Origin of the sequence: Streptomyces sp. SudanB5_2050 (genome assembly GCF_964272335.1) — a bacterium.
GTDB classification, from domain to species: Bacteria; Actinomycetota; Actinomycetes; order Streptomycetales; family Streptomycetaceae; genus Streptomyces; species Streptomyces rochei.
Genome location: NZ_OZ186760.1, coordinates 5,134,107 through 5,145,769, shown reverse-complemented (window position 1 = coordinate 5,145,769; position 11,663 = coordinate 5,134,107). Strand labels below are relative to the sequence as shown.

The 11,663-nt window shown below is 73.7% G+C and carries 8 protein-coding genes; 2 read left to right on the top strand and 6 right to left on the bottom strand.

What is annotated here, in order from left to right:
• Window positions 1-43 precede the first annotated feature (43 nt).
• Together ACFZP7_RS23085 and ACFZP7_RS23080 are read left to right on the top strand one after the other, a co-directional pair.
• Window positions 44-1,618 (top strand): alpha/beta hydrolase, encoded by a 1,575-nt coding sequence (locus tag ACFZP7_RS23085; RefSeq protein WP_385635495.1) that lies wholly within the window; start codon window positions 44-46, stop codon window positions 1,616-1,618.
• Between the two features lie 137 nt (window positions 1,619-1,755).
• Window positions 1,756-3,297 (top strand): alpha/beta hydrolase, encoded by a 1,542-nt coding sequence (locus ACFZP7_RS23080; RefSeq protein ID WP_385635493.1) that lies wholly within the window; start codon window positions 1,756-1,758, stop codon window positions 3,295-3,297.
• Window positions 3,298-3,383: 86 nt separating this feature from the next.
• On the opposite strand, the gene moeZ is transcribed toward ACFZP7_RS23080, so the two are convergent.
• The 6 genes from moeZ to ACFZP7_RS23050 form a co-directional block, all read right to left on the bottom strand.
• Complete coding sequence (gene moeZ / locus ACFZP7_RS23075; RefSeq protein WP_019327012.1) at window positions 3,384-4,562, bottom strand: adenylyltransferase/sulfurtransferase MoeZ; 1,179 nt, start codon at window positions 4,560-4,562, stop codon at window positions 3,384-3,386.
• A 63-nt stretch (window positions 4,563-4,625) separates the two neighbouring features.
• A complete protein-coding gene (locus ACFZP7_RS23070) occupies window positions 4,626-5,375 on the bottom strand; it encodes a spherulation-specific family 4 protein (protein ID WP_385635492.1) in 750 nt (249 codons plus the stop codon).
• Complete coding sequence (locus ACFZP7_RS23065) at window positions 5,363-6,421, bottom strand: NAD-dependent epimerase/dehydratase family protein (RefSeq protein WP_385635490.1); 1,059 nt, start codon at window positions 6,419-6,421, stop codon at window positions 5,363-5,365. The genes ACFZP7_RS23070 and ACFZP7_RS23065 overlap by 13 nt, the downstream gene beginning before the upstream one ends.
• Window positions 6,422-6,520: 99 nt before the next feature.
• Complete coding sequence (locus ACFZP7_RS23060; protein WP_385635489.1) at window positions 6,521-7,816, bottom strand: hypothetical protein; 1,296 nt, start codon at window positions 7,814-7,816, stop codon at window positions 6,521-6,523.
• On the bottom strand, window positions 7,813-9,681 hold the full coding sequence (locus ACFZP7_RS23055; protein WP_385635488.1) for a DUF3492 domain-containing protein: 1,869 nt from the start codon (window positions 9,679-9,681) through the stop codon (window positions 7,813-7,815). Before ACFZP7_RS23055 ends, ACFZP7_RS23060 begins: the two co-directional genes overlap by 4 nt.
• Window positions 9,682-9,896: 215 nt before the next feature.
• Window positions 9,897-11,471 carry a DUF3152 domain-containing protein gene (locus tag ACFZP7_RS23050; protein WP_385635486.1) on the bottom strand — a complete coding sequence of 525 codons (1,575 nt, stop codon included), beginning with the start codon at window positions 11,469-11,471 and terminating at the stop codon, window positions 9,897-9,899.
• Window positions 11,472-11,663 lie beyond the last annotated feature (192 nt).

The window sequence follows — 11,663 nt, the reverse complement described above, 5'->3', positions numbered from 1 at the left end:
CGCGTCCCGAGCGCACCGCCGCGCACGGCCGCACGATGGACGCATGCCGAACACCGCCCGGCTGCGCGCCGCCGCTCTGACCGCCGCCTCGATGGTCGTGTCCGCCGCCCTGCTGGCGGGCTGCAGCGACGACTCCGGGGACGGCTCCGGAAACGGCGCCGGGGACGGCGAGGATCTGACCTCCCAGGAACTGGACTGGAAGGACTGCCCGGCTCCCTCCGAGGCCGAGGGCGGCGGCACCGCCCCCTCCCCACTGCCGGACGGGGACGAGTGGCAGTGCGCCGCCATGAAGGCACCGCTCGACTGGGACGACCCCGGGGGCGACACCATCGACCTCGCGCTGATCCGAGCCCAGTCCAGCGGCCCCGCCGACCGGCGGATCGGCTCGCTCGTCTTCAACTTCGGCGGTCCGGGCGGCTCGGGCGTCACCACTCTGCCCGCCTTCGGCCCGGACTACGCGAAGCTGCGCACCCGCTACGACCTGGTCAGCTTCGACCCGCGCGGGGTCGGGCGCAGCGCCCCCGTGGAGTGCCTGGACGACAAACAGCTCGACGCCTACTTCCAGCAGGACGCCACCCCCGACGACGCGGCCGAGCGCCGGGAACTGGTGGACCACACGGAGGACTTCAACGCGGCCTGCGAGAAGCACTCCAAGAGGGTGCTGCCGCACGTGGCGACGACCGACGCGGCCCGTGACATGGACCTGATGCGCCAGGTCCTCGGCGACGACAAGCTGCACTACTTCGGCATCTCCTACGGCACCGAACTCGGCGGCGTCTACGCCCACCTCTTCCCGAAGAACGTGGGCCGCGCCGTCTTCGACGCGGTCGTCGACCCGACGCAGACCCCCGAACAGGGCTCGCTCGGACAGGCGAAGGGGTTCCAGCTCGCCCTCGACAACTACGCCGAGGACTGCGTCTCGAAGGTCGAGGAGTGCCCCGTCGGAGACAGCGCGCAGAACGTCAAGGACCGCATCGCCCGGCTCCTGAAGGACCTCGACCGCAAGCCGATCCCGGGCATCTTCCCGCGCGAACTCACCCAGACCGCGGCGACCGGCGGCATCGCGCAGGCGCTGTACTCGAAGGACTTCTGGGAGTACCTCACCGAAGGGCTGGTGCAGGCGTACGACGGGGACGGCAGGGTCCTGATGGCGCTGTCGGACTCGCTGAACGGGCGCGACGAGAACGGGCGGTACAGCAACATCACGGCCGCCAACGTCGCCATCAACTGCGCCGACGACAAACCGCGGTACGACCCCGCGTACGTGGAGGGCAAGCTGCCCGAGTTCCGGAAGGCGTCGCCGGTGTTCGGCGACTACCTCGCCTGGTCCATGATCGGCTGCACCGACTGGCCGGTGCCCGGCGCCGCCGACCACCCGGACGTCGGCGCCTCCGGCGCGGCCCCGATCCTGGTGATCGGCAACACGGGCGATCCCGCGACGCCCTACGAGGGTGCCGCGAGGATGGCGGACGCGCTGGGCCGGAACGTCGGTGTGGAGCTGACCTACAGGGGCCAGGGGCACGGCGCCTACGACAGCGGGAACGCGTGCGTGCGGAACGCCGTGCACGGCTATCTGCTGGACGGGAAGGTCCCGGCCGACGGCACGGTCTGCTCCTGACCGCGCCACCCCACTTGCTGGACGAAACAGCAGGTCAGAGCGTTATCCACAGGCCGCGGCGGGCTCGGTGCACTCCGCCTACCATGGCATGACCGCCATCCGCCGCACGGCGCGGACGGCCTGCGAGGGGGGAAGCGATGACGCGTCTCGTTCGGTGGACGGCCCTGACGGCCGCCGCCGCGCTGCTGACGGCGGGCTGCAGCGGCGGCTCGTCCGGGAAGGACAAGGACGACGGCGGCCGGAGCGGCGCCGCGCCGACGGCCGCGGCACCGTCCGGAGTGCCGAAGGCGCTGGCTTCCCAGCAGCTCGACTGGGGCCGCTGCGAGGACACCGCGGACTCGCCCGCCCCGGACGGCGACTGGCGGTGTGCCACGCTCAAGGCCCCGCTGGACTGGGCGGATCCGGACGGCGAGACGATCGACCTGGCCCTGATCCGGTCCGAGGCCACCGGCGACGAGCGCATCGGCTCCCTGCTGTTCAACTTCGGCGGGCCCGGCGGCTCGGGCGTCTCGATGATGCCGTCGTACGCCGACACGGTCTCCTCCCTGCACGAGCGGTACGACCTGGTGAGCTGGGACCCGCGCGGGGTGGCCGCCAGCGAGGGCATCCGCTGCCGCGGCGACGAGGCGATCGAGGACGCCGAGTCGGTGGACTCCACGCCGGACACCGCCGCCGAGGAGCAGGCGTATCTGCGGGACGCCGCAGCCTTCGGCCAGGGCTGCCGCAAGGCCGCCGGTGAGCTGATGTCGCACGTGTCGACCACGGACACCGCCCGCGACATGGACCTGATGCGCCATGTCCTGGGCGACGCGAAGCTGCACTACTTCGGCATCTCCTACGGCACCGAACTCGGCGGCGTCTACGCCCACCTGTTCCCGAAGAACGTGGGCCGCATGACCCTCGACGCGGTCGTGGACCCGACCGCCGACACGATGGGCCACGCGGAGAACCAGGCCAGGGGCTTCCAGCGCGCCCTGGACGACTATCTGGAGTCCACCGGACAGGACCCGGAGCAGGGATCGCGGGACATCGCCGACCTGCTCGAACGACTCGACGCGGAGCCGCTGCCGACCTCGTCGCCGGATCGGAAGCTGACCCAAACGCTGGCCCTCACCGGCATCGTGCTGCCCCTCTACAGCAAGTCCGGCTGGCCGGCCCTGACCAGCGCGCTGACGGCGGCCGAGGAGGGCGACGGCTCGGAGCTGCTGGCCCTCGCCGACGGTTACAACGAGCGCGACGCCTCGGGGCGCTACGGCACGACGACCCACTCCCAGCGGGTCATATCGTGCCTGGACGACAGGCAGCGGCCGACCCTGGAGGAGACGAAGGAGCTGCTGCCGAGGTTCGAGAAGGTCTCCCCGGTGTTCGGGGCCTTCCTCGGCTGGGACACGGCCGGCTGGTGCCACGACTGGCCCGTGGCCGGTCAGCACGAGACCCCGGAGGTCAGCGCGCCGGGCGCGGCTCCGATCCTCGTCGTCGGCAACACCGGCGACCCGGCCACGCCCTACGAGGGCGCCCGCAGGATGGCGGACGAACTGGGCAAGGACGTCGGCGTGGTGCTCACCTGGAAGGGCGAGGGCCACGGTGCGTACGGGAGCGGCAGCGACTGTGTCGACTCGGCGGTCGACGCCTACCTGTTGAAGGGCACGGTCCCCGAGGACGGCAAGGTCTGCTCATGACGACGGCGGGGGCCCCACGCACCCACGGTGCGTGGAACCCCCGCCGCTCGGAGAACCCCTCCGCGTCCCGGCCGACCGGGGCGCGGTCAGTAGACGGGCTTCTCCGGTTCGATCTGGTTGACCCAGCCGATGACGCCGCCGCCGACGTGGACGGCGTCGGAGAAGCCGGCGGACTTGAGGACCGCCAGGACTTCCGCACTGCGGACACCCGTCTTGCAGTTCAAGACGATCTTCTTGTCCTGCGGAAGGCTCTCCAGGGCGGATCCCATCAGGAACTCGTTCTTCGGGATCAGCCGGGCGCCCGGGATGGAGACGATCTCGAACTCGTTCGGCTCGCGGACGTCGATGAGTTCGATGTTCTCGCCGTCGTCGATCCACTCCTTGAGCTGCTTGGGAGTGATCGTGGAGTCGGCGGCCGCCGCCTGGGCCTCTTCGGAGACGACGCCGCAGAAGGCCTCGTAGTCGATGAGTTCGGTGACGGTCGGGTTCTCGCCGCAGACCGCGCAGTTCGGGTCCTTGCGGACCTTGACCTGGCGGTACTGCATCTCCAGGGCGTCGTAGATCATCAGGCGGCCGACCAGCGGCTCGCCGATGCCCGCGAGGAGCTTGATGGCCTCGTTGGTCTGGATGGAGCCGATGGACGCGCAGAGCACGCCCAGGACGCCGCCCTCGGCGCAGGAGGGGACCATGCCGGGGGGCGGGGGCTCCGGGTAGAGGCAGCGGTAGCAGGGGCCGTGCTCGGACCAGAAGACGGACGCCTGGCCGTCGAAGCGGTAGATCGAGCCCCAGACGTAGGGCTTGTTGAGCAGCACGCAGGCGTCGTTGACCAGGTAGCGGGTCGCGAAGTTGTCCGTGCCGTCGACGATCAGGTCGTACTGGCTGAAGATGTCCATCACGTTGTCGGCCTCGAGCCGCTCCTGGTGAAGGACCACGTCCACGTAGGGGTTGATGCCCTTGATCGTGTCGCGGGCGGACTCGGCCTTGGAGCGGCCGATGTCGGCCTGGCTGTGGATGACCTGACGCTGCAGGTTGGACTCGTCGACCTCGTCGAACTCGACGATGCCGAGCGTGCCGACACCGGCTGCCGCCAGGTACATCAGGGTCGGCGAACCGAGGCCGCCCGCGCCCACGGCGAGCACCTTGGCGTTCTTCAGCCGCTTCTGCCCGTCCATCCCCACATCGGGGATGATCAGGTGGCGGGAGTACCTGCGGACCTCGTCTACGGTGAGCTCGGGGGCCGGCTCGACCAGGGGTGGCAGCGACACGGGGACTCCGTTTGTCGGTCAGTGATTACGGTTGTTCTCCTCGCAACACTGCCACGGCCTTTTTCATTCCGAGACACCCGTCCCGATACGCGAGACGATCTCGTCCCAGTAGCCGGGCATCGTCTCCCAGGGGTCCACCCGGCCGCCCCGGTCGGTGCGGTCGGTGAACCAGATCGTCGCGGCGCCCTGCCAGCGGGCGATGCGCAGTGCCTCCTCCAGGTGACCGCGGGGCACACCGTGGACGAAGTGGCAGAAACGCTCGGGCGGGTAGTCGGCGCTCCACTCGGCCGCCTGCGACCAGCGGTAGTCGCTCCAGGGACCCGAGAAGGTCACCAACTGGTCGGCGTTCTCGGCGTAGCCGGGGTAGGGGTGGGTGCCGTGGCCGAGGACGATGTGGGCATCGTCACGGATCGCCCGCAAGGTGGTGACCGTGCGGCGGATCTCGGGGAGCGCGGACCGTTCGGAGGGGCAGCGGTCGAGGAGGAAGCCGTCGACCCGGTACCAGTCGAGGTGGCGGTGCGCGTCGGAGATCATCTCGCCGAAGCTCCGCGTCCCGTAGGCGGCGTCGAGGTGCCCGAGGACGCGGACCCCGGCGTTGCGCAGGCGGCCGGCGGCCTCCAGGCAGTGGGGGTCGGGCTGGGCTCCGGGGCCGTCGGCGACGTTCAGGACGACCCAGTGCAGGGGCGTGCCGGGCCAGGTCAGCTCCGCCCACTCGCGGGGTGCGACGAGAGGGTGGGCCAGGCCCGGGACACCGAGGCCGGCGCGGACGTCGGTGCTCGCGATGCCCGCTCGGGTGCGGGTCAGATACGGCATGCCGCCTCCATCCAGATGTCGGCGAGGGATTCTTCGAGGGCGATCCTGGGCCGCCAGCCGAGCCGGTCGCGGGCGGTGCGCACATCGGCCTGCTGCCAGCTTCCGCAGCCGTCCGGGTACAGGTAGGCGACCGGGGCGGCGTGCTCGGTGTCGGGGCGTTCGCCGCGGTGGCCGAGGGCCTCCGGGCGGTGGTGGCCGAGGGCGTCGGCCCGGTGGTGGCCGAGGCCGTCGACGCGGTGGCCGGCCGATTCGCCGCGGGGGTGGCCGATGGTGGGCCGCAGCCCTCCGGGCGGGCCGTCGAGTTCGTGCAGGGCTCCGCCGTAGCCGGCCACCCGGGCGAGGGTCGCGGCGGCGTCGCGCAGGCGCACTGCACGGCCGGAACCGATGTTGATGATGCCCTGCGCCGCCGAGAGCGAGGCGGCGTGGACGGCGCGGGCGACGTCGCGGACGTCGATGAAGTCGCGTTGCGCGCCGAGGCCGCCGAGCCGCAGCTCGCCGTCGCCGGACTGCATCGCGCGGCGCATGGCCTCGGCGAGACGCCCCAGCGGGGAGCCGGCGGGGGTGCCGGGACCGGCGGGTGAGAAGACGCGCAGGACGACGGCGTCCAGGCCCGAGCCGAGGACCAGTTCGGTGGCGGCGAGCTTGCTGACGCCGTAGGGGCCGCCGGGGCGCGGCACGGCGTCCTCCGCCGTGGAGGAGCCGGGCTGGCTGGGTCCGTACTCGGCGCTGCAGCCGACCTGCACCAGGCGGGCGCCGCAGCCGCTGCGGCGCAGTGCCTCGCAGACGGTGGCGACGGCGACGGTGTTGTGCCGGGTGAGGTCCCGCGCGCCGCCTCGGGTGGCCCCCGCGCAGTTGACGACGACTCCGGGGTGGACTGCATCGAGGAAGCGGGTGAGGGCGCCGGGGCTGCCGCTGGCGAGGTCGAAACGGACGTCGGCGTCGTCGCCGCGGCCCAGGGCGGTCAGCTGGACGGCCGGGTCGGCGAGCAGGCGCTCGGCGACGAAGCGGCCGATGTAGCCGTTGGCTCCGATCAGCAGGACTCTCATCGGGCGGCTCCCGGAGCCGAGGCGTCGGGTCGGGAGGTGGTCATCTGGGGGCTCCTTCAGGGAGTGATGCGGATGTGTGGGGGGTGTCTGGGGGCGCGGTCAACGCGCTCGCTCCACGGCCGCGTGCGCGGACGCCTTGGTCAGGCGACGGGCCGCGTGGATCAGGAGGACCAGCGCGCCGGTGCCGCAGGCCGCCGTCGGGACGCCGGCCGGGCCGCAGGCGGCGATCAGCGCTTCCACGGGTGCGGCCACGAAGCCGCAGCCGGGGAGGCGGGCGGCGAAGAGCGTGGCCGACGCCGACGCCTCCGCGGTGGCCGCCGCGGCCAGGACGAGCGCGGGGGCGTGGGTGTGTCCGTGCACGGTGAGCAACCGGGCCAGCAGCAGGAGGGCACCGAGGGTGAGTGTCCGGGCGTGGGCGGGGGGCTCCCCGAGTACCGCGGCGCTCAGCGCCGTGAGCACCGTGAGCGCCCCCATGAACAGGGCGAAGGTGCCGAGCAGCAGAGGGCGTACGGAGGCGGAGAAGTCCGCCAGGCCCCGGCTGGCCGTCAGTTTGCGGCGGGCGCGCACCGCGAAGAGGTGGGCGCTCGCGGCGGCGGGCGCGCAGGCCAGGGCGAGGGCCAGCACGGGCGCGACGGTGACGGGCCACGGTCCGTCGGTGGTGCCGTCGGGCAGGCCGTCGGGGCCGCCGGCGACGGCGGTGTCGAGCAGGCCGTCGCCGAGGAGGGCGTAGCCGAGGAGCCAGCACGTCCAGATCCCGGAGGTGCGTGTGCCGGCGCTCAGCGGCCCCCGGCGCAGTACCGCGCGCACGGCGAGGAGCATGGCCGACGCGCCCACGACGGCCGCGATCAGGCGCGGTCTGCCGTCGGTGAGGCGCAGGCCGGCCACGGCGGCGGCGCACAGGGCACCCGGCAGCAGGGCGAGCGGCATCCAGCCGGCCCGCGCCCGGGCAGGCGGCTGTTCCTCGGGCGTCGGCGGGGTGTCGGCGTCGCGCGGGGTGCGGGCGTACATTTCCTCGGCGAGGGAGAAGACGTCCCGGTGGCGGAACCGGGCGGCGGTCCGGTCGGTGACGCCGTGGGCCTCCAGCCCGGCCGCGATCTCCAAGGGGTCCACGGCACGTTCGCACAGCTCGCGGTGCCGGTGCATCAGCGTCTTCACCGGGTCCGCGGCGACGCGTCGAGCGGCGACGGGCGGGCGCGTACCGGCCTCCCGTGAACCCGACTCTTGCGAACCCGTCTCCCGCGATCCCGTCCCCCGCGAGCCGGTCTCCCGCATGCCGGCCTCGTGCCTGCCGGCCTCGTGCCTGCCGGCGTCGTGCCTGCCGGCGTCCCACGTGCCGGTCTCCCCCGTCACGGCCACGGGCCGCGGGTCGCGGTCGAGTTCGTCGAGGCCGCTCATCGGACCCCCTCGGTGACCGGGACGGAGGCCATGGCCGACGGTTCGTCGATCGCCGTCAGCGGGACCGCGGCCGGCGGGCCCATGTCCGACGCGTCCGGGTTCGGGCCTCCGGACGTTCCTGCCGGCGCCTTCTCGGACGCGGGGTCGCGCACCGTGGCCCGGACGGGAGCGTCCGTCGCCCAGCCCGGGCCCCCGCGGACGGCGGCACGGGCGGTGCTCTCCGTCCAGCGGCCGGGCACGTGCCCCTCGGCCGGGGCGGAGAACGGCACGGGCTCGCCGGTCTCGTCGAGGACGACCCGGCGCGCGGGTGTCCGCGAGAGGATGTCGAGGTAAATGCCGTGAAATGCCGCGACGTTCTGCTCGACGGTGAAGAGTTCCAGTGCGCGGGCGCGGGCGGCGGCGCCCAGGCGCGCGCGGCGCTCGGGATCACGCAGCAGGGCCACGCACGCCTCGGCGAGCGCCCGCGGGTTGCGCGGAGGGACGACGAGTCCGGTGCCGCCGATGGCCTCCACCACCGCGCCGACGTCCGTGGACACCGTGGCCCGGCCGCAGAACATGGCCTCGACCAGGCCGGCCGGGAACCCCTCGACCACGCTGGAGAGGACCACCAGGGCTCCCGAAGCGTAGGCGTCGGCGCGGGAGGGCAGTTCGGGGCCGCCGGTCTCCTCGAAGGAGACCGGGTTGCTCCCTACGGCGTGCGGGCCGTCGGCCTCGTCGGGGAAGAGCTGCGCGGCCAGGCCCTTGCAGTGGGCGAGGTAGGCCGCGCCCTCGGGGTCGGCGGGGCCGCCGACGATCCGCAGGCGCGCCCCCGGTTCCTCCTTGCGGATCTCCGCGAAGGCGTGGAGCAGCGAGACGAGGTCCTTGGTGGGCTCCACCCGGCCGACCCACACCAGGGTGCGGGGGTCGGCGCACTCCGGTGACTCCCCCGCTTCGGCGAACGGGGTCGCGTCCATGCCGGGGTGGACCGTGCGGAGCTTGGCGCGGTCGGCCCCGCAACGCTCCTGCCAGCGACGGGCATGCGCGTTGCCGGGCGTGATCAGGGCCGCGCGCCGGTAGGTCTCCGCGGCCAGCCGGCCGTGGAAGGCGGCCAGCAGCGCGCGTATGGATGGCGAGGAGTCGGGATCCGTGAGGTAGTGCGCCCGCAGCCGCACCCCGTACTCGGTCACCAGCAGGGGCACCTCGCAGAAGTGCCGGGCGAGCAGGCCCGGCAGGGCGGCGGTGCCGCCGGAGGCCGCGTGGCACAGGTCGACGGCGCCCAGGCCGTCGTCCTCGTACCAGTCGAGCGACAGGGGGCGCAGGGCGCGTTCGAGTCGTGCGGCCACGGTGAGCAGGTCCGGGACGCGCGCCTCGCGCGCCAAGCGGTGGGCGCCGGGCGCGCGACAGGCGCGCTCCAGGGCGCGCACGGCGGTCTCCGAGCGCAGCGCGCGGGGCAGACCGCCCTCCTCCCGGGCCAGTTCGGCGAGGCCGTACAGCGCGTTGGCGAAACGGTCCGCCTCAAGGGCGGACTGGTCCGGAGCGGCCTCGGAATCCGCTCGCGAGACCGTCCCGGCCGCTCCGGGGACCTGCCCGGGAACGGTCGTGGACAGGGTGGCGGCGAGTTCGCCGTAGTGCTCGGCGAAGCGCCGGCGCGCGCGCCGTCCGTACACCACCCCGTCGTCCTCGGCGTCCCACAGCGAGGCGGTACGCACCCGGCTCACCTGCGGCGGCAGCGGGACCCAGCCCCGGGCCTCCTGGCGCTCGCTCCGGGTGAGCGCGTAGACGTCGAACTCGTGCTGCCCGAGCCCGCGCACGAGCCGGTCGCACCAGAGTCCGGCCTCACCGCTCACATACGGATAGCCACCCTCCGTAAGCAATCCGATGCGCACGCGCGCACCCCCGATCTCCCGTTGGGACAGCCGCCGTTGGCCCGGCGGCTCGCAGCGGGACGAACGTATGCGGACAAGGCGGTGGCGCGATGGACGGTTGTCCATCGCGCCACCAAAAGGGGTGAACGGTCGTAACTTTCCCGTGCGGGACGCGTTCGGTCGCGCTAAGGGATCAAGGGGTCACGTTACGTGACCCCATGGCCAGGCCGCCGCGGTCAACTGTTCGGGTACGCCCAGGGGTTGGGCCGGCAGTCGATGCCGTCGTGGTCGACGAACTTGGTCTGCTGCTGCATGACCGGGGCGAGTTCGCCGTCCTTGTCGCAGGTGACGTGGTTGTAGCCGATGCGGTGGCCGACCTCGTGGTTGATCAGCATCTGCCGGTACCCGTGGATGTCGTCGCCGTACGGCTCGGCGCCCTGGGCCCACCGGTAGGCGTTGATCATCACGCGCTGGGTGGCGGCCGAGTCGCAGGACACGTTGTCCACGGTGGTGTCCAGCCCGGACTTGGCACACCACTCGGCGGTCGTGCCGGGGCTGGCCAGCGTGATCACGAAGTCCGGGTCGCCGGAGTGGATGCGGCTGAAGGAGCGGGCGCCGTTGTGGGCCCAGCTCCGGTCGTCGTTGAGCGTCTTGTGGACGGCCTCGGCGAACAGCTCGCCGTCGAGCCCGAGCCCCCGCTCCACCTCCACGCGGTAGGTGTACCGCTCGCCCTTCTCCGGCCCGTCGGCGATACCCGCGATGGCCTCGAACTTCCCCGAGCCCGTGAGCGTGGCCCCGAGCGGGTAGATCTTGCCCATCTTCTGCTCGTACGTCAGCGGCTGGACGCTCCGGGAGGCGGAGGGCGTCGGCCGGTCGTCGTTCCGCGACGGCGGGTCATGGGGGCCGCGGGCCTGGTCGGCGGCGGCCTGGGACCGCGCGTTCCCGGCGTCCGAGCCGTCGGCGACCTGGCCCGCCACGACGACCGCCAGCACGGTGGTGACGGCGGCCGCGGCGATGCCGGTGAAGGTCCTGCCCTTGCCGCCCTTGGCCGCCGCGGGGTCGCCCGTGGGACCCGCGTCGTCCGTGTCGGGGCCGGGGCCGGGACCCGTGGGCGGCCCGCCCACGCCGTGTCCGTCGACGGTGCTCCAGTCGGTGACGGAGGCATGCGGGTCGGCGGGCCGCGCGGAGGCACCGGTACGGGGCCGGGGGCGCGGCACGAAGAGGTCGTCGTCGCCGTCGAAGGCGTCCAGGTAATCCTGTCGGGGCCCGCCGTGAGGGGCCTGGCGCGCCCCTCCTCGGCAAGACGGCCCGGCACTCTCCCGCGCCCCGTCCGACGGAGCCTGCCGCTGCCGCGGGAAGGGCGCGCCGGGTCCCGTCGGCCCGCCGGGAGGCCCCGGGTGCGCGGGCGCGTCGGCGGGCGGCGCCGCGGGAGTGCCGTACCCGGCGCCGGTCCGGCCGTTCAACTCGCCCCAGCCGCCGCCGGCTTCACGCTGCTCCGGATGACCGCCGCGAACCCTCGGCACACCGTGCGCGGGCGTGCCGTCCGCGCCCCGCGTGAAGCCCTGCCGCGACGCACCGTCCCGGCCACCCGGGACACCGCGCTCGGCCGTGCCGTCCGGCACCTGCGGGAACCCCTGCGCGGGCGTACCGCCCTGGACCCTCGGGAAGCCATGAGCCGGGGTCCCTTCCGGAACCCGCGGGAACCCACGGGCCGGGGTCCCGTCCGGAACCCGCGGAATCCCGTGCGCGGGCGTCCCCTCGGCGCTCCTCGAAAAACCGTGCGGAAGCGTCCCGCCCGGGACGGACGGCATCCCGTGCGCGGGAGTACCCGCGGGCGCGCCCTCCGCCGGCCTCGCTCGCGGCCCCGCGTACCCCTGACGCTCGCCGCCGCCCTGACGCTCGCCGCCGCCTCGAAGACCGACGTCGCCCGGCCGACGGCCACCGCCGCCCGCGCCCCAGGGGCCGCCCTGCGGTCCCGGGGAAGCCGCGCCGGGGGCTCCGCT